The 22,060-nt window shown below is 65.1% G+C and carries 19 protein-coding genes and 2 riboswitches; of the genes, 7 read left to right on the top strand and 12 right to left on the bottom strand.

Annotated features, from left to right (window positions below; translation table 11 throughout):
• Positions 1-11: 11 nt before the first annotated feature.
• The 8 genes from ABID97_RS05695 to rfbB form a co-directional block, all read right to left on the bottom strand.
• Positions 12-767, bottom strand: a complete 756-nt coding sequence (locus tag ABID97_RS05695; RefSeq protein WP_354397567.1) for a class I SAM-dependent methyltransferase — start codon at positions 765-767, stop codon at positions 12-14.
• Positions 768-835: 68 nt separating this feature from the next.
• Positions 836-1,714, bottom strand: a complete 879-nt coding sequence (locus tag ABID97_RS05690) for a hypothetical protein (RefSeq protein ID WP_354397566.1) — start codon at positions 1,712-1,714, stop codon at positions 836-838.
• Positions 1,711-3,645, bottom strand: coding sequence for a glycosyltransferase (locus ABID97_RS05685; RefSeq protein WP_354397565.1), 1,935 nt, complete (start codon positions 3,643-3,645; stop codon positions 1,711-1,713). The genes ABID97_RS05690 and ABID97_RS05685 overlap by 4 nt, the downstream gene beginning before the upstream one ends.
• A gap of 4 nt (positions 3,646-3,649) precedes the next feature.
• Complete coding sequence (locus tag ABID97_RS05680) at positions 3,650-6,676, bottom strand: glycosyltransferase (protein WP_354397564.1); 3,027 nt, start codon at positions 6,674-6,676, stop codon at positions 3,650-3,652.
• Positions 6,677-6,780: 104 nt separating this feature from the next.
• Positions 6,781-7,329 carry a dTDP-4-dehydrorhamnose 3,5-epimerase gene (gene rfbC, locus ABID97_RS05675; RefSeq protein ID WP_354397563.1) on the bottom strand — a complete coding sequence of 183 codons (549 nt, stop codon included), beginning with the start codon at positions 7,327-7,329 and terminating at the stop codon, positions 6,781-6,783.
• Positions 7,326-8,225 (bottom strand): glucose-1-phosphate thymidylyltransferase RfbA, encoded by a 900-nt coding sequence (rfbA, locus tag ABID97_RS05670; RefSeq protein ID WP_354397562.1) that lies wholly within the window; start codon positions 8,223-8,225, stop codon positions 7,326-7,328. The genes rfbC and rfbA overlap by 4 nt, the downstream gene beginning before the upstream one ends.
• A gap of 37 nt (positions 8,226-8,262) precedes the next feature.
• Positions 8,263-9,153, bottom strand: a complete 891-nt coding sequence (gene rfbD, locus ABID97_RS05665) for a dTDP-4-dehydrorhamnose reductase (RefSeq protein ID WP_354397561.1) — start codon at positions 9,151-9,153, stop codon at positions 8,263-8,265.
• On the bottom strand, positions 9,150-10,232 hold the full coding sequence (gene rfbB, locus ABID97_RS05660) for a dTDP-glucose 4,6-dehydratase (protein ID WP_354397560.1): 1,083 nt from the start codon (positions 10,230-10,232) through the stop codon (positions 9,150-9,152). The genes rfbD and rfbB overlap by 4 nt, the downstream gene beginning before the upstream one ends.
• A 112-nt stretch (positions 10,233-10,344) precedes the next feature.
• Positions 10,345-10,437, top strand: a riboswitch (glycine riboswitch).
• A gap of 32 nt (positions 10,438-10,469) precedes the next feature.
• Positions 10,470-10,575, top strand: a riboswitch (glycine riboswitch).
• 89 nt (positions 10,576-10,664) lie between these two features.
• On the opposite strand from rfbB, the gene ABID97_RS05655 reads away from it, so the two are divergent.
• The gene (locus ABID97_RS05655; protein ID WP_354397559.1) at positions 10,665-11,981 is read left to right on the top strand and encodes a D-amino acid dehydrogenase; all 1,317 of its coding nucleotides are present in this window, start codon (positions 10,665-10,667) and stop codon (positions 11,979-11,981) included.
• Positions 11,982-11,984: 3 nt separating this feature from the next.
• Here the strand turns inward: ABID97_RS05655 and ABID97_RS05650 are convergent, their stop codons facing one another.
• The 4 genes from ABID97_RS05650 to ABID97_RS05635 form a co-directional block, all read right to left on the bottom strand.
• Positions 11,985-13,394: an RtcB family protein gene (locus tag ABID97_RS05650; RefSeq protein ID WP_354397558.1), complete on the bottom strand. Its 1,410-nt coding sequence runs from the start codon at positions 13,392-13,394 to the stop codon at positions 11,985-11,987.
• A 199-nt stretch (positions 13,395-13,593) separates the two neighbouring features.
• The gene (locus tag ABID97_RS05645; RefSeq protein WP_354397557.1) at positions 13,594-14,874 is read right to left on the bottom strand and encodes an FIST signal transduction protein; all 1,281 of its coding nucleotides are present in this window, start codon (positions 14,872-14,874) and stop codon (positions 13,594-13,596) included.
• Positions 14,875-14,917: 43 nt separating this feature from the next.
• Positions 14,918-15,667: a PhaM family polyhydroxyalkanoate granule multifunctional regulatory protein gene (locus ABID97_RS05640; RefSeq protein ID WP_354397556.1), complete on the bottom strand. Its 750-nt coding sequence runs from the start codon at positions 15,665-15,667 to the stop codon at positions 14,918-14,920.
• A 99-nt stretch (positions 15,668-15,766) separates the two neighbouring features.
• Positions 15,767-17,182 carry an aminotransferase-like domain-containing protein gene (locus tag ABID97_RS05635; RefSeq protein ID WP_354397555.1) on the bottom strand — a complete coding sequence of 472 codons (1,416 nt, stop codon included), beginning with the start codon at positions 17,180-17,182 and terminating at the stop codon, positions 15,767-15,769.
• A gap of 102 nt (positions 17,183-17,284) precedes the next feature.
• Between ABID97_RS05635 and ABID97_RS05630 the strand changes: the two genes are divergently transcribed.
• The 6 genes from ABID97_RS05630 to ABID97_RS05605 are packed head-to-tail and all read left to right on the top strand — an operon-like array spanning position 17,285 to position 22,060.
• Entirely contained in the window at positions 17,285-17,884 is a 600-nt protein-coding gene (locus ABID97_RS05630; protein WP_354397554.1) for a LysE family translocator, read from the top strand.
• On the top strand, positions 17,881-18,834 hold the full coding sequence (locus tag ABID97_RS05625; RefSeq protein ID WP_354397553.1) for a DMT family transporter: 954 nt from the start codon (positions 17,881-17,883) through the stop codon (positions 18,832-18,834). The genes ABID97_RS05630 and ABID97_RS05625 overlap by 4 nt, the downstream gene beginning before the upstream one ends.
• 41 nt (positions 18,835-18,875) lie before the next feature.
• The gene (locus tag ABID97_RS05620; RefSeq protein WP_354397552.1) at positions 18,876-20,078 is read left to right on the top strand and encodes an aminotransferase-like domain-containing protein; all 1,203 of its coding nucleotides are present in this window, start codon (positions 18,876-18,878) and stop codon (positions 20,076-20,078) included.
• A gap of 15 nt (positions 20,079-20,093) precedes the next feature.
• Positions 20,094-20,720 (top strand): DJ-1/PfpI family protein, encoded by a 627-nt coding sequence (locus ABID97_RS05615; RefSeq protein WP_354397551.1) that lies wholly within the window; start codon positions 20,094-20,096, stop codon positions 20,718-20,720.
• Positions 20,721-20,742: 22 nt separating this feature from the next.
• A complete protein-coding gene (locus tag ABID97_RS05610) occupies positions 20,743-21,414 on the top strand; it encodes a LysE family translocator (protein ID WP_354397550.1) in 672 nt (223 codons plus the stop codon).
• A gap of 4 nt (positions 21,415-21,418) precedes the next feature.
• Positions 21,419-22,060, top strand: a complete 642-nt coding sequence (locus tag ABID97_RS05605; protein ID WP_354397549.1) for a glutathione S-transferase family protein — start codon at positions 21,419-21,421, stop codon at positions 22,058-22,060.

Raw genomic sequence — 22,060 nt, 5'->3', positions numbered from 1 at the left:
ACACGGCGAGGTCAGGCTTTCCTGATCACCACGCTCATGCTGTCGGCCTCGTCGATGAGATCGACACCGCACCCACACCGGTACGAGTGATAGTCGTAGTCCGAAGAGCCGCATTTCCAGCACTTCGATGGCAACGTGGCGCGCTTGTAGACATCGATTGAAGCGATCTGCGCGAACAGCTTCGCGATATCGACGTCGGTGAAATGCGTTCCTCCGCCCAGAGTGGCCAAGGTCGATTGAGATAGGGCCTCGCCCCGCCGTTTGAGGTGCTCAAAGGCAAGCAGCACAGAAAGCGAGGTCTGCCCGAGCGCCGTGCCGAACTCATCGGCGTATTGGCTGTGGGCAGGGTGGCTGGTTTGAATGTCCTCCAGGACATAAGTCCCGCCCGGCTCAAGAGCATCCAGACCAAGCCGCAGGCAGCGGGACTGATGCCTGGGAAAATGGGACCCATCCTCGATCACGAGTTGCAGACCGCGTCCGACATGCTCCAGCAGGCTCTTCACCTGCGTCTCGTCGTCTTGATCGACCATGTGATAGGTCACGCGAGCGTCGATGGGCCACTCAGACTGAATCGGAAGGATATCTGCGCCATGGATCATGGCCTCGGGAAACTTAGCCAGCAACCAGCGTATCGAGTTTCCCTTGAACACTCCGAATTCGAGGATCTTTCCTTCGATCTTCAGGGGCAGGTGCGTATCGTAGAACTCAGTGAATCCGTGCCAAAACGACTTGTCAGTCTGCTCAAGTCGTGGGTCTGTTATAGGCATAAGAGCGAAGTTTTTGACTTGGAAGCCGCCGACGGGAGCCCCAGAATTTTAAGGAAGCCTTCGTCCAGCTACACCTGAATGCTCGCTGGCGCCGCCACGCTGTCGCGTGCCACCAATTGTTCCTGCCAGCAGGGAATGGCGAATGGCTCACCACGGTGTTCGAGCGCTTCGGCCACGGTGGCCGCCCAAGTGGCATCGACCACGGCGCACCCTTGCGCTCTCAGCCGATTGCTGAGCATCTGCTCGTTGAGAATCGCGAGCACCTTGCTTTCGAAGAAGGGCAACGTCGTCGAGTCGAGCTTGAAGCGGGAGTGCCATTCAACGCCCTGCTCGGTGCCATCTCCGGTCAGCCAACCAATGATATTGCTCCGGTACCCGGCCGAGATCGGCGCCTCCTTGAGAAACGGCGCTGCGGGATCTCCCGAGAAAAAAGCCTCCTTGCGCGTAACGCTCACGAATGACTTCAAAAGCCTGATCTCGGCGGGCGGAAGAAAGACGAACGATGTCCGAAGCCACGATTGAGATCCCACGCCCAGCAACGACACCGATTCGTTGTAGAAGTCGACATGGCCCAAAGCCACGCCACGACCCAGCATGAGGTTCAGCAGCCGCTCGCTGAATCGGTCCAGGTAATCGACATACAACTGCTTGAACGCGGAAGTCGCCAGGTGCACGAAATCGAAATCCTCGAGGCGAGCGCCAAGGTAAGCGACGGCGCTGTCCCATGCCGAGAATTCCCAGGCCGCATTGGAGCCACCGATCAGCGTCACGCCCCCATTCAGGCGCTCTTCGTGGGATTCAGGCAGCGCATTGTCGACGACGATGAATGTGTGTTCGATACCGGGAAGTCGCCGATCGAACAGTGCCTGGAGGTCGGCAACCGCGGATTGATACTTGGCGGTGCCGTGGCGCGACATGAGCGTGGCGATCCGCAGTTTTCGGGTCATAGATTCATCCACGTCAAGGTATGTTCTCGCTCCGTCCAGCGCGCGAGATCGACACGGCGCAGGCATTCTTCGACAAAATCGATCAAGTGGGTCGCATAGCTGCACCAATTGGGGGATTGCGCTTCGTCGGCGAGCGCAGTGGCGCTGGGCAAATGGGGGACCGGCAACCCCGCCAGCAACCGCCCGAGTCCTTCGACCAATGACACGGTATCGTCGAATTCGATCATCCGGCCGGGAAGGCGTGAATGAGCGGCAATCTCGTCCCACAGCGCAGACTTGCGAACCAGGACGGGACGGCCGTACGCAAGGCTCTCCACCACGGGCAATCCGAATCCTTCATAGTGCGATGGAAACACCACCGCCTTGGACGTCGCGATCAGCCTGTGAACCTCGTCGCTGGACACCTGTCCGCTTGGCACGTACTCGACTCTTGGCAGCGCGCAAGAGGCGGCGCCAAGAACCATGAATTTCTGCATCGGGAAGGCATCGGACAGAACCTGCAATGTCGGCACCAGATCCTTGTGGTCATAGCCGTTGCCGAACAGCAGCACGTGGTCCAGCGGCGCATGTTGCCGGGCGGCAGGATCGGCGTGGTCATCCCCATCGAGGCTCAGGTGAATGACTCTCTCCTGCACGCAGGATTTGACCGGAAACCTGGGCTGAAACCGCTCGCGGCTGAAGGAAGAAATGTAGGCAAGTCCGTCCGCGTGGGCAGCAATGAAGCGCCAGGTTCCTTCCACGCGCAGATTCACCGCGTACAGCACATCCCAAGCGATGGTGTCGAGGATGTTGAAGATGTTGACCAGCGCATGGCGATGCAGTTCCGCTACGGTTTCCAGAACCCATGGCTGATTGGGCACCAGAGCCGCCGCATATGCTCCTGCGACATCGCCGTGCTCATGGACGAAGTTCGGATAGCACTGTGCCAATCCGTGAAACTCCGCAGCCTCTGGCCGGCTCTGGACGACAACCTCCCAAGACGCGGGTTTGACGGAGGAAAGCCCTTCGAGCAAACCCAGCATCACCTGCGACGTGCCGTTGTGCATGGCAGACATGCCGCGAAAATCGAGCAACAGACGCCTTGGCTCGCGGGACGGGGGATGCGCTGCAGTCAGCAGTTGCTCGAGCCGTCGGTCCACCCGGCGATCATTCTCGGCATCTGCACGCGCATGGTCAGGGTACAAGCCCAGAAGCGTCTCACGGTCGGCCGGTTCAAGTTTCAGGTAGGCCTGCGGCTGTGTCTCTTCACTGCCGCCCGCGGGCAGCACCACGACCGCCCTGTTGGCCACCGCATTTCGATAGCCCTTGCGTCTTGCCCGGCAAAGCCCCAGGGCCAGTGCACCGGTCAAACTCTGGAAAGGCTTTGACGGCCCCAGGGCAGCGACGACTTCGCGCCGCAGCAGAAGGCAGGACGACAGCATTTCCGCCGTGATCGCAACCTCCGGCAGCTCGGCCAGCGCCCTTCTTGAAGTGAACACTGTGCTCGACGACTCGCCCGAAAACGGGAGCGGACAGATGCGGTCGGTGCGCGCGTCGGCGAAGCGCGGCTGAGCGACGCCCAGCAAGGGATCGGAGTGAACGGCATGCCAAAGATGCAGGAGCACTTCGTTGGACGGGAGCAGCGGACCGATGACAACCATCAGTGCCTTGCGGCGCATGGCAGCGTCCTCGACCGCAAGGTCGAACAATGTCGCCCCCTCCGCACTGCCGCGCAACACGCCGCCCCAACCTGGCCGGGACTGAACCTCGATCCCTGGTGGTGTCACGATGCTGAGTCGATCCACGATATCGGAGAAACCACAGTACTTCAGCAGTTTGGCAACATGCTGGTCGAGCATTGCGGGGTCGAACGCACAGGCAGACATGTCGACCAGAAGGTCATAGGGTCCCACAGCCAACGAATCGGCGGCGGACGAGTCGGTGCGGGTCATCGATTCAGAGTTCATCAAGTGCACTGGCAAGCTCCGCATATACAACTTCAGGCGAAAACTCGCGTGCAAGAGCGGTGCGCAATCCCGTCAATTCGGCCAAGTCCGGGCGATCCGAGAGAACACGCACCACATGGCACGCGAAGTCGAACCAGTCTGAAGCGACATGAAGCAGCGGCTTTGCCGCCGCGCCGACTCCGTCCACGCCAGCGGGAAACGTGACCACCGGCCGCAGTTGGCAGATGGCCTCGACTGTCTTGATCTTGAGCCCGGTCCCGGCCACCGTCGGGTTGATGACGACCGCGGCGCCTGCATATGCGGCGTTCAGGTCTTCAAGCCTTCCGAGTACCTTGACGCCCTCGGGTACGAGGGCAATCGACAGCCCTACATCACCGACGACGTGAAGTTCGGCATCAGGCCGCTCCTTGCGAATGAGGGGCCATGAAAAACGCAAAAAGTCGCGCGCACCCTTTGCATTCATTGGATTGTTGGAGGCGACCAGCAGGACAACGGGCGCGGCAGAACCCGCATTCGCCTCCACATTGATATGGAAATCTACGCCCACATTGACGATACGGCGCTCAGGAGCGAGTCGTGCGAGATCCCGGCATTCGTCCGGCTGAATTCCGATCAGCAACTGCGCACGATTCAACAATACCGCTTCCTCCGCCTCGCTCATGGCGAGCCCGTCTGTGACACCGTATTGCTCGACCTTGCTCGCCTTGGTCGAAAAGACATCGATGGTGTCGATGATCTTCGGAAGTTCGGGACGCATTGCGGCAAACGCACGCGACATGAACACATACTCGGCCAACAAAAGGTCCGGCTTCCAACCAGAATCGATCTTCAGCAGCAGTTCGACCAGCACATCGGGGCAGAAAGTGCGCATGGTGGCAAGCAGGTCGCGCTCACGGCCGTTTTGGGGAACATGCTCGCCGAGCGGCTCGGCAAAGTCGCTAACAACTTCACCATCCAACATCTCGACAAGTCCCGAATCCTCGGAGAGATTGTGGTGCACCGTGCCGTCGTGCTCGCACACCATGAAGTTGGGATAAATCGACGCGGCCATTGCGATCTGCTGATCGGAGGGCCTCTCATGCGGAAGCGGGCAAATCACAACCAGGGGACTGAAGCCTGCATTCGACAACCAGGTCAGAAGCTGGTGTATCCGATATTCGTTCCCCGCACGAGGCGGGTAAGGCATTACGTGTCCGACGCACAGCACGCGTCGGATGGATGCCGCAGGCTGACTGGTCGCACGCGACGGCGCTGAATCGATGCGCCGCATGGTGAGCCTCGTGTTGACCTTCGTATTGGAAACCAAAGCGTACGACCGTTCGGTGTCCCCTGGCGCATCTGCTATTGCTTGTGCTTGTGTTTGTGTTTGCGCTGGTACGGGGCGCGGTTTCAGGAGGCCCCATCCGGCTTTGGCGGTCCCCACCGCAGCGCGCCTGAGCTTGGGGTGGCGTCTGAGAAATCCACGCAACTTGGCCACTGCTTCCGGATGCCGAGACGCAACGCTGCGCATCGGGCCAGTGAGACGCCAACTGACGGAAGAATAGACTGCATGCAGTTGCTGGTGGGCGCCTGCAGCGGAGGCCCTCAGCTGATCCGCTTCCGCTTGCGCCGCGGCAACTTGCTGCCTTAGTACGATGGATTGATCGCGCTGGACGTGTAACTCGCTGCGCGCATGCTGGAGATCCGCGAGCGTTGTTTGGATCCGCGCTTCAAGTTGAGCGACACTGGCGAGCGTCAACACCTTTTGCTCGGCCTCCTGCGCCGCGAGCTGCTCGCGCATGCCGACCAGACTGGCTTCCCGAGCCGCGAGCTGCTCTCCCATTTCCTCCAGACTGGCTTCACTGGCCGCAAGCTGCTCGCCCAATTCCACCAAGCTGGATTCCCGCACCGCGAGTTGCTCACGCAGGTCGCTCAGGCTGTCTTCCTGTTTGGTCAATCGATCTCGGCATTCTGCAAGCAACTGGCGCTCATGCGAAAGCGCCGCGCCAGCGCTCGCCCGCTCGAGCTCGGCCGTTGCGCGCACATGGCGCAGCGAGTCTCGCAAGGCATCGATGGCCCCGCGCAAGACTTCCAGCGAGCGGGCGTCACTCGTGGCTGCACTTCGTTCGGGAGTCTTCGAGAGTGGCTCGGCCGATGGCGCCAGCCGCGAACTATCTATCTGCGGTGTGCCGACCTGTCGGCGGGGGAGCTCGCGCGCATATGCGGCATCAAGGTGACGGCAGATTTCCTGAAATGCCTCGTCGCCATTGATGCCTTCCTCTTCTTCCCACGTCTTTAGGCGATCGATGATGTCGTACAACGCGCGCAGCACGGCAACGGCGCGTGGATAGCTGCCCGGCTCGCTTGACTTTGTGACCGAGACATAGCGATTTATAGTCTCTTGGGCGAACGCCACGACATCGTTGCCAGCGTGCGGCGCCCGCACACGATCTGGCCTCGAGGTATAGCGATTGGCCTTTTCGATCCACTGCTCGACATTCTTGTGGGACAAGTGATGGATGCAAGTCCCGTCTTCGTACGGAACGACATAGGCAGCAGACTCTTCGTATTTCATGCCGCCATGCACTGTCTTGAGGAGCGTGACCGCGCTTTTCGAGAAGAACCTCGGTTGGTACTCGGGCCAGTAGTACGCGCGCTCATCATGCTGTCCGATGATGTAGTGCCGCTGTGGCAGCAAGTAGACAGACGCCCGAGGAGATGTCAGTTCGCGTTCGATGAACCGCACGGCTTCGACGCTCAGGCATTCGTCATCGTCCATGCAGACGATCCATTCATGCTTGCAAGCTGCGACTGCGAATGCCCGGGTTTCCTCGACCACGGGCGACCATGGCACGACGATCACGCGATCTGCAAACCGCGCCGCGAGTTCTGCGGTGCCGTCGGTCGAAGATTTGTCGATGACCAGGAGTTCGTCGACAAATGACAGGGCCCGGAGGCAGGTACCTATCAGGTCGACCCTGTTGTATGCAATGACGACGCCACTGACCGGTTGGCGCATTGCGCCGATGTTTGTCATTGGCGTTTCGGGACTCTCTTCCACCCCTTCAACTAGCATTCAGTTCCTCAGATTGGACGTCAAGCGACCGTCCCATTTCACACAAGACGGGCGTCGGCGGGCCTTCATTCAAACGTGTCGGCCTTGTTCAACGAAACCCCAGCCTGGTCTTTCGCGGACAGCACGGGGATCATTCCGATCTCAGGCCACTCGATGTTAATGGCCGCGTCGTTCCATGCAATGCATCGTTCGTGCGCCGGCGCGTAGTAATCGGTCGTCTTGTAAAGAAAGTCCGCCGTTTCGCTGAGCACGAGAAACGCGTGGGCGAATCCAGGGGGGACCCAGAGCTGCTTGTGATTTTCTTCGGTCAATTCGATGCCGACCCATTTACCAAAGGTGGACGACGACCTGCGAATGTCGACTGCCACGTCGAACACCGAGCCGCGCACCGCCCGCACCAGCTTTCCTTGCGGCTGCTGCACCTGGTAGTGCAGGCCCCGCAGAACGCCCTTCACCGACCGCGAATGGTTGTCCTGGACAAACTCGACGTGCCGGCCCACGGCCTCGTCGAAGGCCTTGCCGTTGAAGCTCTCGTAGAAAAAACCGCGCGCATCGCCGAAGACCTTCGGCTCGATGACGAGCACATCAGGAATCGCGGTGGGCGTTGCCTTCATGAGCGTACTTCCTCGGCCAGCAAGTGGTTCAGGTACTTGCCGTAGCCGTTCTTCTGCAGCGGAGCGGCAAGCCTTGCGAGTTGCTCGCGATCGATGAATCCATTGCGCCATGCAATTTCTTCGGGGCACGCGATCTTCAGGCCCTGCCGGTGCTCCAGCGTGGCGATGAACTGTCCCGCTTCCAGCAGGCTCTCATGCGTGCCGGTGTCCAGCCAGGCGTAGCCCCGCTGCATGATCTGCACGTTCAGTTGATCCAGGTCGAGGTAGGCCTGGTTGACCGCGGTGATTTCCAGTTCGCCGCGCGCGCTGGGCTTCACGGCCTTGGCAATGTCGACCACCTGGTTGTCGTAGAAGTAGAGTCCCGTAACTGCGTAGCTGCTCTTGGGCTGCAGGGGCTTTTCCTCGATGCTGCTGGCCTTGCCCTTGGCGTCGAAGGCCACCACGCCGTAGCGCTCCGGGTCGTGCACATGGTAGGCGAACACAGTGGCACCCGAAGTCTTGGAATCGGCATCGCCCAGAAGATGGGCGAAGTCGTGGCCATAGAAGATGTTGTCACCCAGCACCAGCGCGCTCGGGGAGTTTCCGACGAACTTGTCGCCGATGATGAAGGCCTGCGCCAGGCCATCGGGGCTCGGCTGCACCGCATACTGCAGGTTGATGCCCCACTGGCTGCCGTCGCCCAGCAGCTGCTGGAAGCGCGGCGTGTCCTGCGGCGTGCTGATGATCAGGATGTCGCGCATGCCGCCGAGCATCAGCGTGCTGAGCGGGTAGTAGATCATCGGCTTGTCGTACACCGGCAGCAGCTGCTTGCTGAGCGCGAGCGTGGCGGGATGCAGGCGCGTGCCCGAGCCGCCGGCCAGGATGATGCCCTTGCGTTGCGTGGTCTTGGTCGTCATTGTTGTGTGTCTCTTGTGCTTGTTTGGCGGCTTGCGGTCAAAGGGTTTCGCGCAGCATGCGGGCCACGCCCTGCTGCCAATGGGGCAACACCAGGCCGAAGGCAGCTTGGAGCTTGCGCGTGTCCAGGCGCGAGTTGGCGGGGCGGGTGGCGGGCGTCGGAAAGGCGCTGGTGGGCACGGCGTCGACCTCCGCAGGGCCGGCCTTGAGTTCGACACCGGCCAGGCGGGCCTGCTCGAGCACGAACCGCGCGTAGCCGCACCAGGTGGTCTCGCCGCCGGCCACCGCGTGGTAGAGCCCGGCCTTGGCGGGGTCTTGCAGCGTGGCGCGGATGGCGTGGGCCGTGACGTCGGCCAGCAGTTCGGCGCCGGTCGGCGCGCCGAACTGGTCGTCGATGACGGTCAGCCGATCGCGCTCGCGGGCGATGCGCAGCATGGTCTTCGCAAAGTTGCCGCCGCGGGCGGCATACACCCAGCTGGTGCGGAAGATCAGGTGCCTAGGGCAGTTTGCGGCCACCAGTTGCTCGCCTTCGAGCTTGGTTCGGCCGTACACGCTGAGCGGGCCGGTGGCGTCGTCTTCTTGCCAGGGCTTGCTGCCGCTGCCGTCGAAGACGTAGTCGGTGGAGTAGTGCACCATCAGCGCGCCGATCTGCCGGGCGGCCTCGGCGACGACACCTGGCGACGTGGCGTTGAGCTTGCGCGCGAACTCGGGCTCGCTTTCGGCCTTGTCGACGGCGGTATGCGCTGCGGCATTGACGATGACGTCGGGGCGGACCTTGCGCACCGTCTCGGCCAATTGCTCGGGGCGGCTGAAGTCGGCGTGCAGGTCGGTGCTGTCGAAATCGAGCGCCACCAGTTCACCCAGCGGCGCGAGGCTGCGCTGTAGCTCCCAGCCCACCTGTCCGCCCTTGCCCAGCAGCAGCAATTTCATGCCGCGGCCTTGCCCGCGGGTGCGGCGTCGTATTGCTTCTCGACCCATTCGCGGTAGGCGCCGCTTTGCACGTTGCGCACCCAGTCGCCGTTGGCAAGGTACCACTCGACCGTCTTGCGGATGCCGCTGTCGAAGGTTTCGGCGGGCTTCCAGCCGAGTTCGCGTTCGAGCTTGCGCGCATCGATGGCGTAGCGGCGGTCGTGGCCCGGGCGGTCGGTGACGTAGCTGATCTGCGCCTTGTAGGGCTTGCCATCGGCCCTGGGGCGCAGTTCGTCGAGCAAGGCGCACACGGTGTTGACGATCTCGATGTTGGGCTTCTCGTTCCAGCCGCCGACGTTGTACGTCTCCCCGAGCTTGCCGGCTTCGAGCACGCGGCGGATGGCGCTGCAATGGTCTTTCACGTAAAGCCAGTCGCGCACCTGCATGCCGTCGCCGTACACAGGCAGCGGCTTGCCGGCCAGCGCGTTGACGATCATCAGCGGGATGAGTTTTTCGGGGAAGTGGAACGGCCCGTAGTTGTTGGAGCAGTTGGTCGTGACCACCGGCAGGCCATAGGTGTGGTGCCAGGCGCGCACGAGGTGGTCGCTGGCGGCCTTGCTGGCCGAGTAGGGACTGTTGGGCTCGTACTTGTTCTCTTCGGTAAAGGCCGGGTCGGTCTTGGAGAGCGAACCGTAGACCTCGTCGGTCGACACGTGGAGGAAGCGGAACGCGGCCTTCTGGTCGGCGGGCAGCGCGCTCCAGTGGCCGCGCACGGACTCGAGCAGCCGGAAGGTGCCGAGCACGTTGGTCTGGACGAAATCTTCGGGACCGTGGATCGAGCGGTCGACGTGCGATTCCGCGGCAAAGTTCACGATGGCGCGTGGCTTGTGCTCAGCCAGCAGGCGGTCGATCAGTGCGCTGTCGCCGATGTCGCCCTGCACGAAGATATGTCGCGCATCGCCTTTGAGCGAGGCGAGCGTTTCCAGGTTGCCGGCGTAGGTGAGTTTGTCGAGATTCACGACTGGCTCGTCGCTTTGCGCAAGCCAGTCAAGTACGAAATTGGCGCCGATGAAGCCGGCGCCGCCGGTTACCAGGATCATGAGTCCCCCGAAGTTGTCGAACAATCGCCGCGAGGCGAATCAACCGGCGATTATCCCATCGGTCTGAACGGTCAAGTTCGAGAGTGAACACCTTGGCGCTTGGGCCTACAATGCACGTACTGCAGGAGAGCGGGTGGCACTTTTGTGCTACTCCACCGAAGGCGCAAACTCCCATAAACGCTCAGGTCGGCCCAGCGAAATTCCACAATTTCGGCAAAGGCCTGTACTGCATCAACTGATACGCCGTCTGGAGAGCCATCACCTTGCGTGATGCACCGAAGGAGCAAACCCGCTGCGGGCGCAGCGGGTGAATCTCTCAGGTACCAAGGACAGGGGGAGCGGCAACTTGGACGGCGTCGTCCGGTTGCTTGCTATTGAATCAGTAGCACTCCGACTCCGCCGTTCAAGCGCCAATCCTAAAAGGTACTTGAAATGCGTGTGATCGTTCTTGGCGCCGGCCTGCTCGGCGTGACTTCGGCCTACTACCTGCAGCAACTCGGCCATGAAGTGACCGTGGTCGACCGGCAAGCCACGCCGGCGGCCGAAACCAGCTTCGCCAACGGCGGGCAGATCTCGGTGAGCCATGCCGAGCCCTGGGCCAACCCCAGCGCGCCGCTCAAGGTGCTGCAATGGCTCGGCCGGGAAGACGCGCCGCTGCTCTTTCGCATTCGCGCCGACATGCGCCAGTGGCTCTGGGGCCTGCAATTCTTACGCGAATGCACGCCGGCGCGCACCCGGCACAACATCGAGCAGATCGTTCGCTTGGGCACCTACAGCCGCGACGTGCTGCAGCAACTGCGCCGCGACACCGGGCTGGACTACGACCAGCGCACCCAGGGCATCCTGCACTTCTATACGACGCAAAAAGAGTTCGACGGTGCCCTGGCGCCTGCCGAGCAGATGCGCGCGCTGGGCTGCGAACGCCAGGTCATCTCGGCCGACGAGGCAGTGAAGATCGAGCCCGCCCTCGCCCACATCCGCCCGAAGCTGGCCGGGGCGACATACACCGCGGAGGACGAATCCGGCGACGCGAACCGCTTTGCGCGCGAACTCGCCCAGCGTGCTGCCGAGGCCGGCGTGAAATTCCTGATGAGCCACACCATCACAGCGCTGCGAGAGGCCGGCGGCACCATCGATCACGTGGAGGCCACCGACAGCGAAGGCCGCTTCCAGCGCATCCGCGGCGACGCCTTCGTGATGGCGATGGGTTCGCTCAGCCCTCTGCTTGCAGCCCCGCTGGGCATCCGCCTGCCGATCTACCCGGCCAAGGGCTACTCCGTGACGCTGCCGGTGAAAGATGCCTCCAAGGCCCACCAGGTCTCGCTCACCGACGACGAGTTCAAGCTCGTGTTCTCGCGCTACACCTCGGCCGGCGGCGAAGCAGGCGACCGCCTGCGCATTGCAGGCACCGCGGAGTTCAACGGCTACGACCGGGACCTGAACCGCGTACGCTGCGAGGCCATCGTGCGGCGCGTCGAAGAACTCTTCCCGGGTGCCGGCGACACCACGCAGGCCCAGTTCTGGACCGGCCTTCGCCCCGCGACGCCAAGCAACGTGCCCCTCATCGGCAAGACGAAGCTGCCGAACTTGTACCTGAACACCGGCCACGGCACGCTGGGCTGGACGCATGCCTGTGGTTCGGGCAAGTCGATCGCGCGCATCGTGAGCGGGCTCGCGCCCGAGGTGGATTTCGCGTTCACGGGCATGCCCGCGCGCGTGCCGCAGCTCGCGCAACCCGCGTTGGGTTGACGCTCACGCCTTGAACGTGACCCATGGCTTGAGCCGCACGGCGCACCGGATCAGGCCCGCGCTTTCCTGCGCGTCGATCACGGCGCCGATGGGCTTGTAGGCTTGCGGCGCCTCCTCGATCCTGCGCTCCTCGCGCAGGGTCACGCATTGCCAGTCGGCGCTCTCCTGCAGGTTCATGGTGCCGCGCAGTGCACGCACCTCCTGGCGCCGCATCCGGCGGCCCGCGCCATGGCTGCATGACCACAGCCAGTCTTCATGGCCCAGCCCTGTCGCGAGAAACGAGTGATCGCCCATCGAGCCGGGAATCAACGCCAGGTCTCCGTCGTGCGCCGGCGTTGCGCCCTTGCGGTGGATGTTCATCCCGTGCTCGGGCAGCACCACGTTATGCGGCACGTCGACTACCAGTTTCGATGCGGTCGCCCCGAGCAGTTCCGCGAAGTCCTTGCGCACCAGTTCGGCCAGCACGACACGGTTGGCCCACGCATAGCGCGCAGCCACGCCCATCGCCTCCAGGTACTCCTGCGCCAGCGGGCCGGAAAGTCCGTACAGGCCGCTGCGCGGATGGCGCAGTCCTTGCGGCCACTCCGCCTTCGCGCGGTCCATCCAGCGGCCGCCGACGTGAAAGCCGATGTCCCGCGAGCCGCTGTGAATCATCACGACCACCTCGTCGGTCTTCAGGCCGGCGCGGTAGGCCGCATGCCGGTCCATCACCTGATCGACGACCTGCAGTTCCACGAAGTGGTTGCCGCCGCCCGGCGTGCCGAGGCAGGGATCCCGAAAAACTTCGTGGCGCGTGCCGACGTAGGCTTCCGGCGCATGCCGCGCGCTGCCGCCAAAGCTCGCAAGGCCGATGCAGCCGCCGATCTCCGCCTGCAGCCGGTCGCGGTCGACGGACGCCCACAGGCCCGCGCCGTGGACCGCATCGAGGAAGGCGGCCGGGCCCGCATCGAACAGCGCCTTGAAGGCAGCCGTGTGCACCGGCACGTCGCGCCCGTTGTCGAGCAGGCTGCGGGTGAGGCGGTCGATGAGTTGCGTCTTGCGCGGCGCCACCTGGTCCAGCGTGAGGCCGGTGGTCAGCAGCCGCATGCCGCAGTTGATATCGGTACCCACCGCGGCGGGGATCACGAAGTCGGGGTCGGTGGCGACGACGCTTCCCACTGGCGCCACCGAGCCAGGATGGAAATCCGGCGTCGCGCACGCCTTGCATACGCCCTTTTCGCCGTCGGGCGAGCGGACGCTGGCAAAGGCGAGCAATTGGTTCACCGCCTTTACTTCCAGCGGAAGACTTTGCGGAAGAAGCACCGTGGCTTGCGCCGCCTCGTTGTGCAGGTGATAGACGCCGTCGCGATAGTCGACAGCGATGCCGGCACGCGAAAAGGCGCGCTGGAGTCTCGGAAATTGATTGCTGCTCATGCTGCTGTTCCATTGGGAAACCGGGGGGTTTCCGGCCTCGCCCATGTGATATGGCAAGGCGAAAGAGATCGACCGCACGTCCTGGAACGCGCAGATCACTCCTTCTTGCAGCAGCAGAGATTCAAGAAAGCGAGTGGATTCTATCGGCCGACGCCGCGAGCGAACACCCTGCGTCGGAACCCTGTCGTTTTTCCGCCCGTCAGTCCTTGGCGGTGAACACCGTCAGCACCCCCGTATAGCCATACAGGTGATGGCGCGCGATCTCGCCCGCGGCAAAGAAACCGACCAGCGGCACGTCGCCCAGCGCATGCCGCACGATCTGCAGTTCGGCGCCGGGGGCGCCGAAGTGCGGCCCGCCGCGGCCGGAGCAGCTGACGTACACCGCGCCCGCGATGCGGCGCGCCGGATGCGGCGCGGCTTCGGCCTCTCCGGCCGCGACTGCGCGCGCGGTGGCCAGCGTCTGCTCCTCGGGTTCCAGTTCTTCGCGGATTTCGGCGCAGATGCGCATCAGGTCGGCGCGCGCGGCCTGCGCATTGCGGCGGCAGAAGGTCAGGCGCATGCCGGCTTCGGCCACGTCGGCAATGGCGATGCCGCGGCGCGTGGGGTCCAGGCCGATGATGTGGCGCACCAGCACGTCGGCGCCCAGGTCGCCGGTGCGGCGGATGCCGTCGCTGCCCGCATCGGCCAGGCCCACCAGCGTGGCGCGCACGGCGTCGATGGCTTCCTGCGGCCGCTCGAGCGAGACCTGCAGGTCGGCCAGCAGCACGTCGAGCGCAGGCTGGCCATCGAGCTTGAGCAGCAGGTTGCCGTCGGCCTCGGTGATCTCGCGCTCGCGTCCGCCCGCCGAGCGCAGCGGCTGGCAGCCCTGCGTGACGCGCGACACCAGCCGCACGCCTTCGCCGAACACCACGCCCGACAAGCCGCCCGAGAACACGCCGCCCGCCGCGCCGTGTCCGCGGATGTTGCCGTTGCCGCCCACGGCAAACTGCAGCGCCCCCGCGCGTCCCGACGACAGGCCGCCGAACAGATAGCCGGTGTCGGTGCGGCCCGCCATCTCGCCGATCAGTTCGGTCAGGTCGGGTGTGGCCGGATCCGCATGCACCAGCGCCGTGTGGGCCTCGAAACCGCTCATCTCGGAATTGCCGAGCGGGGCCACGCCGGAGAACACGCGGTACTGGTCGCTCGGCAGCGCGCAGAGCATGAGGCTGAGGCCCGGCTCGTCGAAATATTCGGCATTGTTGGCCGACACGCCGATGCCGACCGTGCCCGACCAGTCGGTGACCTCGGGGAGCTCGGCGCTGAGATGGTCGAGGATCTCCTGCGCGTCCGACGCATAGTGGTCGGTGATGTAGAGCAGCCCGAGCGTGGGCGACGACGCGTAGTCGGGCAGCGCCATCTGCGCCCGCAGCTGGGCCAGCACGAGGCCGGCGGCCATGCGCCATTGCGGATGGGTGGCATGGCCGGAAGGAAACAACTTCATGATGCGTGCCAACCCGATTTCTTCCAATGTGTCGCGTACGAGGTCAGCGCCGGCCGGTCGTTCGCTTGCGCGCTGCCGTTGCCGGTGCCTTCTTTTTTGCGGCGGGCGTTGCTGCCGCCTTCTTGGCCGCGGGCCTGGAAGCCGACGGCTTGCCCATGGCCTTGTCTACCGCATCGGCCAGTGGCTGGGCCATGGCCGGCACCTTGAGCTGGGCCGCATCCTGCAGCGCCGAGCTGGCGATCTGCTGGAACTGCTCGGTGAGCGATCCCCACCATTGCATCGGGTCGATGACCTTGCCGTTGCCGGCTTCGGAAGCGCCGGCGGACGAGCCCGGCTTGCTGCGCGCCTTCGTCGCGGGCGCCGCAGCTTCTTCTTCCGGTTCGGTTTCGGGCGCCGGCTCGGCCGGTGCAGCGGCCGCCGGTGCGAAAGGCGCGGGCGCCGCAGCAGGCGCCACGGCGGCTGCCTGCTTGGTGAATGCGTTGGCGATATCTTCCATCCGCACGTTCATGCCGCGCAAGGTCGAAAGTGTCATCTTTTGCACCTCGAGCGCCTGGATGGTGGCCTTGAGCGCATGGCCGTTCTGTTCGAGCCAGTACTGCACCGTCTTGAGTTCCTGGATGCGCTTGTCCACTTCTTCGACACTCATCGTGGGTGCCACCCAGCTCGCGAGGCTCGGCAACCCGGGCACGGCCGCCGTGCCCGAACCACCGGCGGCACCGGCGGCAAGGTTCTTCAGAAAATCGAATCCGGGGACGAATTGACTGAAGTCGAAGGGTTGGCTGGCATTGCTCATTCGGCGGTCTCCGGTTGGGTTTTCTTGTGATGCCAGCTTACTCCAACGTACCCCGCTTTTGGACCTTCGAACGCCCACGCCGCGCAAGGGCAAAGCCCGTCAAAGCTCCGCGCGGACCTTGCTGAACACTTTCCAGAATGCCGCGTCCTGCGAGGTCGCGAAGTTGATGCGCATCAGCGTGCTCGGCGGCCGCCGCGCATGGAACAGCGAACCCGGCGCCAGCAGGTAGCCCTGGTCGAGCATGCGCTGCGTGAGCGCATCGGTGTCCGCGCCCGTGTCGACCCAGCCGAACAACCCCGCCGGTTCCGACGCGAAGGTGCAGTCGTGGGCCATGGCGAGCTTCACCGCGCGGCCCCGGGCGCCGTCGAGCCGGATGCGGATGCGCTCGGCGTGCCGGCGCAACTGGCCCTGGTCGATGCACCATGAAAGCGCCCGCTCGAACAGCGTGGGCGTGGTGAGCGTGGCCAGGAGCTTGGTCTCGAGCAGCCGCTCCTTGAGTTCCGGCGATGCGGCCAGAAAACCGATGCGCCAGTTGGGCGCCAGGATCTTGGCGAAACCGCTCACATAGATGGTGCGCTGCAGCCCGTCGAGCGCGCTGAGCCGCGTGGCATGCTCGGGCGCCAGGTGGCTGTAGGTGTCGTCCTCGACGATGTGGAAGTCATGGGCATTGGCCAGCTTCAGCACGCGGTGGGCGCTGCCGGGCGTGAGGCTGTAGCCCGTCGGGTTGTGCAGCACGCTCACGCTCACGAAGAGCTTGGGGCTGTGCAGCGCGCAGTATTGCGCCATCACCTCCAGGTCGGGTCCGTCGGCACGGCGCGGCACCGGCAGGATGCGCATGCCCAGCGCCTCGAGCCGTGCAAACTCCAGCGCCCAGCCGGGCTCCTCGACCATCACCGGATCGCCCGCGCGCAGCAGCGTGCGGCTCACGATGTCCAGCGCATGCGTGGCGCCCACGGTGGTCACGATCTGGTCGGGTGAGGCGGGCACGTTGATGCCCATGAGCTTGTTCGAGAGGCTGCGCCGCAGGGCGGCATCGCCGGCGGGTTCGCCGTACTGCAGCGACAGCTCCTGCAGCGCGGCCGTGCTGGTCACCCGGCGCACCGCGGTCGGCATGAAGGTCGACGACATCCAGTCGGGCGGAAACACGCCCATGCCCGGCTGCGGCTTGTCGCTCGGCCGGTGGAACATGCTGCGGATCAGCGAGCTCGCATCGGCCGGCACCCGCGAGGCCATCATCTGCGCGACCATGGGCGCCGCGCTCGCCGGGCGGCCCTCCTGCGCGGGCGCCGAATCGCGCACGTAGAACCCGCGCTGCCGGCGTGCTTCGACCAGGCCCTGCGCCAGCAACTGGTCGTAGGCCGCCACCACCGTGTACGGGCTCACGCCCTGCTGGCGCGCGCATTCACGCACCGAGGGCAGGCGTGCGCCGGGCGGCAACAGGCGCGTGCGGATGCGCTCGGCCAGCCGGTCGGCCAATTGCCCTGTGAGCGACTGGGTGGAGGTTCGTGTCAGCATCGGTGTCGGGCTTCTGTGTCGAAAGTCAGGCCAATACAGTTTTCAAGGATGTTCGATCAACTGTACCGGAACTGTAATGGTCCAAAGTTTAGAGTGTATGGAATGAACTGGCAAGAATTCACCGCCCTGCTGGTGCTGGCCACGGCGATGAGCTTCTCGCCCGGTCCCAACACCACCCTGTCCACCGCGCTGGCTGCCAACGGCGGCCTGCCGCGTGCCATGCGCTTCGTGATGGCGGTGCCGGTCGGCTGGACGCTGCTCCTGGTGCTGTGCGCGGCCGGCATCGGCGCGCTGGTGGTGGCGGTGCCTGCGCTGCGCCTGGCGATCAAGGTGCTTGGCGTGGGCTACCTGCTGTGGCTGGCCTGCAAGCTCAGCGGCAGCGGCACGCTCGGCCGCGCCGATGGCGCCAACCTGAACATCGGCTTCGGCCAGGGCGTGATGCTGCAGTTCGTCAACATCAAGGCCTGGCTGCTCGCACTCACGCTGGTGGCGGGCTGGATCGCCGGGCAGCCCGATGCGCTCGGCCGCTTCGCCATCGTCGCGCCGGTGATGCTGGTCTACGCCTTCGTCAGCAACTTCACGTATGCGCTGGCCGGCGCGCTGCTGCGCGACTGGCTTGCCAAGGGCAGGCGCCTGCTGTGGTTCAACCGCACCATGGCCCTGGTGCTGGTGCTCACGGCCTGGTGGATGCTGAGCGTATGAAGCTGGTTCGCATCAAGGACGAGACCCTCGGGATGTGGCTCGGCGTGATCGGCGTGGCGCTGTTCGCCATCACCTTGCCGATGACGCGGCTGGCCACCGGCACGCAGGGCGCGCCCCAGCTCTCGCCCTGGTTCGTCACGCTCGGGCGGGCCGCCTTGGCCGGCGTTCTCTCGACGGTCTTCCTGCTGGCCACGCGCTCGCCGCGGCCGGCGCCGCACCAGTGGAAGCCGCTCGGCATGGCGGTGCTCGGCAACGTGATCGGCTATCCGCTGCTGCTGGCCTACGCTTTGCGCGTGGTCACGGCAAGCCACGCGGCCGTGGTCACCGCGCTGCTGCCGCTGGTCACCGCGGCGGTGGCGGCGCTGGTGCTGCACCAGCGCGCACGGCTCGGTTTCTGGCTTTGCGCCGTGGCGGGCAGCGTGCTGGTCGTGCTGTTCTCGCTGCTGCGCGCCAGCCAGAACGGCCACGGCTTCGGTTTCGAATGGGCCGACCTGCTGCTGGTCGGCGCGGTCATCGCGGCTTCGTTCGGCTACATCTACGGCGCGCAGGTCACGCCGGCGCTCGGCGCCGAGCGCGTGATCTGCTGGGTCTGCGTGATGGCGCTGCCCGTCACCGTGCCCGCCACCTGGGCTTTGTGGCCGCAAGAACCGATTGCCACGTCGGCCTGGGCGGGCTTCGTCTACGTCGGCGTGTTCTCGATGTGGATCGGCTTCTTCGCCTGGTACCGGGGCCTCGCGATGGGCGGCGCGCTGCGCGTGAGCCAGACCCAGCTCCTGCAGCCCTTTCTCTCGATACTTGCCTCCATTCCGCTGCTGGGCGAACCGCTCGACGTGGTCACGCTGGGCTTTGCCATTGCCGTGGTCTGCACGGTGATGCTGGGCAAGCGCCTTTCGCAGCCGCGGCCCGCCGCCGCGATCCCGGCGCGCGCTGCGCGTGCCGAACAATCCTGACCGAATCCGCCTCTCACCCCACCCGCCCGAAAGAAGAACGCATGAACTGGAAACTCGCCGCCCGCGCCGCCAAGATGAACCCGTCGGTGCTGCGTGAAATCCTCAAGGTCACCGAGCGCCCCGGCATCATCAGCCTGGCCGGCGGCCTGCCCTCGCCCAAGACCTTCCCGATCCAGGCCTTTGCCGACGCCTGCGCCGAGGTGCTGCACAACGACGGCCAGGCGGCCCTGCAATACGCCGCGAGCGAAGGCTATGCGCCGCTGCGGCAGGCCGTGGCCGACATGCTGCCGTGGAACGTCGACCCCGCGCAGGTGCTCATCACCACCGGCTCGCAGCAGGGCCTCGACCTTGTGGCCAAGGTGCTGCTCGATCCCGGCAGCAAGGTGCTGGTCGAGACGCCGACCTACCTCGGCGCGCTGCAGGCCTTCGGCCCGATGGAGCCGGAACCCGTGAGCGTGGCCAGCGACAACGACGGCGTGATCGTCGAAGACCTGCTGGCCAAGTCGAAGGACGCACGCTTCGTCTACCTGCTGCCCAACTTCCAGAACCCCACCGGCCGCACCATGACCGAAGAGCGCCGCGCCGCCGTGTCGGCCGCGGCTGCCGCGGCGGGCCTGCCTATCGTGGAAGACAACCCCTACGGCGAGCTGTGGTTCGACGAAGCCCCGCCGCTGCCGCTGACGGCGCGCAACCCCGAAGGCTGCATCTACCTGGGCTCGTTCTCCAAGGTGCTGGCCCCCGGCCTGCGGCTGGGCTTCCTGGTCGCGCCCAAGGCCATCTATCCCAAGCTGCTGCAGGCCAAGCAGGCGGTCGACCTGCACACGCCCATCTTCACGCAGCGCATGGTGTCGGCGGTGATGAAAGACAACTTCCTCGAGCGCCACGTGCCCACCATCCGCGCGCTCTACAAGCGCCAGCGCGACGCGATGATCGCGGCGCTCACGCGCGAGATGGCCGGCCTCGACGTGAAGTTCAACGCGCCCAAGGGCGGCATGTTCCTGTGGGCGCGCTTGCCCGACGGCATCGACACGGTGGCGCTGCTGCCCAAGGCGGTGGAGCGCAACGTGGCGTTCGTTCCCGGCGCGCCCTTCTACGCGGGCCAGGGCGATCCGCGCACGCTGCGCCTGTCGTTCGTGACGGCCAGTGTCGAAGAGATCGACATCGCGATCGCCGCGCTGGCCCTCACGCTGCGCGAAGAACTCGCGCTGCTGGGCGAACGCACGCTCGCGCCCGAACCCGTCTGACACACGAGGGTCTCCATGCACATCGCCATCCTCACCTTCGACGGCTTCAATGAACTCGACTCGCTGATCGCGCTCGGCGTGCTCAACCGCATCAAGAAGCCGGGCTGGCGCGTGACGCTGGCCGCGCCGAGCCCCACGGTCACCTCGATGAACGGCGTCACCGTGCATGCGAGCGCCACGCTCGAAGCGGCCACCGAGGCCGAGGCGGTGCTCGTTGGCAGCGGCATCCGCACGCGGGAGATTGCGGCCGACCCCGTCATCATGGGGGTGCTGGGCCGGCTCGATGCCGGACGGCAGCTGATCGGCGCCCAGTGTTCCGGCACGCTGCTGCTCGCCAAGCTGGGCCTGCTCGGCGCAGTGCCGGCGTGCACCGACCTCACGACCAAGCCCTGGGTGCAGGAGGCCGGCGTCGAAGTGCTGAACCAGCCTTTCTTCGCAAGCGGCAACGTAGCCACCGCCGGCGGCTGCCTGTCGGCGCCCTACCTTGCAGCCTGGCTCATCGCGCGCAGCGAAGGCATCGAAGCTGCCAGGAGCGCCCTGCACTATGTCGCGCCGGTCGGCGAGAAGGAAGACTACGTTGCGCGCGCCATGCGCAACATCGAACCGTACCTGCCGCAAGTTCCTGCGGCTGCCACTGCCTGAAGGAAGGCCTGCAAGACACGCCATGATCAGCCCCGCCACCTTCGCGATCTTCCTGCTGGCCGTCCTCGCGCTGTTCCTGTCGCCCGGGCCGAACATGGCGTTCGTGCTTTCGCACGGCGTGGCGCACGGGCCGCGCGGCGGTTTTGCGGCGGCGCTGGGCATCTCGTCGGCCGACCTGGTGCACACGCTCTTCGCAGCCACGGGCGTCACGGCGCTGGTGGCGGCGTGGCCGCCCTCCTTCGACCTGCTGCGCTATGCCGGCGCGCTGTACCTGCTGTGGCTCGCGGTGCAGGCCGTGCGCAGCGGCGGCCGCCTTCCGGCGGGCACCAAGGCGCAGCCCTCGGCGTTCGCGCGCATCGTGCGCATGGCTTTCCTCAACAACCTCGTCAATCCGAAGGCGCTGCTGTTCTTCATGGTGTTCCTGCCGCAGTTTGTGGACCCGGCGCGCGGCAGCGTGCCCTTGCAACTGGTGCAGCTCGGCGTCATGCTCTCGGCTGCCGCGCTCGCTTTCAACACGCTGCTCGGCGCTTGCAGCGGTCAGGTTGGCCGCTGGCTGCAGCGCCGCCCGGGGGCCGAGAAATTGCAGCGCGGACTGCTGGCGCTGGTGATGGTCGGCCTGGCGATTCGCCTGCTGCTGCTCGACCGTCCCTCCGTGCCGTCCACCCTGTCCGCCACACCTGTCCAAGGAAGCTGAACACATGCTCAACATCTGGGGCCGCATCAGTTCGATCAACGTGCGCAAAGTCGTCTGGTGCGCACAGGAACTCGGGCTGGACTTTCAACGCACCGAAGCCGGTGGCCGGTTCGGCGTGGTGCAAACGCCCGAGTACCTGGCGCTCAACCCGAACGCGATGGTGCCCACCATCGACGACGGCGAAGGCAGCGACCGCGTCACGCTCTGGGAATCGAACGTGATCGTGCGCTACCTGTGCGCCAGGCATTCGCACGGAAAGTTCTACCCGAGCGACCTGCCCGCACGCTTCGACGCCGAGCGCTGGATGGACTGGCAGCAGACCACGCTCAACCGCGCGAGCCGCGATGCGTTCGTGCAATGGGTGCGCACGGCGCCGGCCGACCGCGATTTCGCGCTCATCGACGCTTCCGTCCATGCGAGCGAAGCGCTGTTCGCCATGCTCGACGCGCACCTTGCGCGGCAGCCCTACATGGCCGGCGAGCGCTTCACGATGGCCGACATCCCCATCGGCTGCGAAGCTCACCGCTGGTTCGGCCTGCCGCCGGGCGAATACCAGCGCCCCAGCTGGCCGCACCTCGAGCGCTGGTACGGCGAACTCATTTCCCGTCCGGGCACGCGCGGCGTGCTCGACCTTCCGCTCGAATGA

Origin of the sequence: Variovorax sp. OAS795, assembly GCF_040546685.1 — a bacterium.
Classification (GTDB): domain Bacteria; phylum Pseudomonadota; class Gammaproteobacteria; order Burkholderiales; family Burkholderiaceae_C; genus Variovorax.
This window is presented reverse-complemented; position numbering and strand designations above follow the sequence as displayed.

Excerpts from the sequence above, each read along its gene's own strand:
- rfbA (WP_354397562.1), bottom strand. The coding sequence starts at position 8,225 with ATGACGACCAAGACCACGCAACGCAAGGGCATCATCCTGGCCGGCGGC.
- ABID97_RS05615 (WP_354397551.1), top strand. The coding sequence starts at position 20,094 with ATGCACATCGCCATCCTCACCTTCGACGGCTTCAATGAACTCGACTCG.
- ABID97_RS05690 (WP_354397566.1), bottom strand. The coding sequence starts at position 1,714 with ATGACCCGAAAACTGCGGATCGCCACGCTCATGTCGCGCCACGGCACC.
- ABID97_RS05620 (WP_354397552.1), top strand. The coding sequence starts at position 18,876 with ATGAACTGGAAACTCGCCGCCCGCGCCGCCAAGATGAACCCGTCGGTG.
- ABID97_RS05630 (WP_354397554.1), top strand. The coding sequence starts at position 17,285 with ATGAACTGGCAAGAATTCACCGCCCTGCTGGTGCTGGCCACGGCGATG.
- ABID97_RS05680 (WP_354397564.1), bottom strand. The coding sequence starts at position 6,676 with ATGACAAACATCGGCGCAATGCGCCAACCGGTCAGTGGCGTCGTCATT.
- ABID97_RS05695 (WP_354397567.1), bottom strand. The coding sequence starts at position 767 with ATGCCTATAACAGACCCACGACTTGAGCAGACTGACAAGTCGTTTTGG.
- ABID97_RS05655 (WP_354397559.1), top strand. The coding sequence starts at position 10,665 with ATGCGTGTGATCGTTCTTGGCGCCGGCCTGCTCGGCGTGACTTCGGCC.
- rfbB (WP_354397560.1), bottom strand. The coding sequence starts at position 10,232 with ATGATCCTGGTAACCGGCGGCGCCGGCTTCATCGGCGCCAATTTCGTA.
- rfbD (WP_354397561.1), bottom strand. The coding sequence starts at position 9,153 with ATGAAATTGCTGCTGCTGGGCAAGGGCGGACAGGTGGGCTGGGAGCTA.
- ABID97_RS05610 (WP_354397550.1), top strand. The coding sequence starts at position 20,743 with ATGATCAGCCCCGCCACCTTCGCGATCTTCCTGCTGGCCGTCCTCGCG.
- rfbC (WP_354397563.1), bottom strand. The coding sequence starts at position 7,329 with ATGAAGGCAACGCCCACCGCGATTCCTGATGTGCTCGTCATCGAGCCG.
- ABID97_RS05650 (WP_354397558.1), bottom strand. The coding sequence starts at position 13,394 with ATGAGCAGCAATCAATTTCCGAGACTCCAGCGCGCCTTTTCGCGTGCC.
- ABID97_RS05635 (WP_354397555.1), bottom strand. The coding sequence starts at position 17,182 with ATGCTGACACGAACCTCCACCCAGTCGCTCACAGGGCAATTGGCCGAC.
- ABID97_RS05640 (WP_354397556.1), bottom strand. The coding sequence starts at position 15,667 with ATGAGCAATGCCAGCCAACCCTTCGACTTCAGTCAATTCGTCCCCGGA.
- ABID97_RS05625 (WP_354397553.1), top strand. The coding sequence starts at position 17,881 with ATGAAGCTGGTTCGCATCAAGGACGAGACCCTCGGGATGTGGCTCGGC.
- ABID97_RS05645 (WP_354397557.1), bottom strand. The coding sequence starts at position 14,874 with ATGAAGTTGTTTCCTTCCGGCCATGCCACCCATCCGCAATGGCGCATG.
- ABID97_RS05685 (WP_354397565.1), bottom strand. The coding sequence starts at position 3,645 with ATGACCCGCACCGACTCGTCCGCCGCCGATTCGTTGGCTGTGGGACCC.
- ABID97_RS05605 (WP_354397549.1), top strand. The coding sequence starts at position 21,419 with ATGCTCAACATCTGGGGCCGCATCAGTTCGATCAACGTGCGCAAAGTC.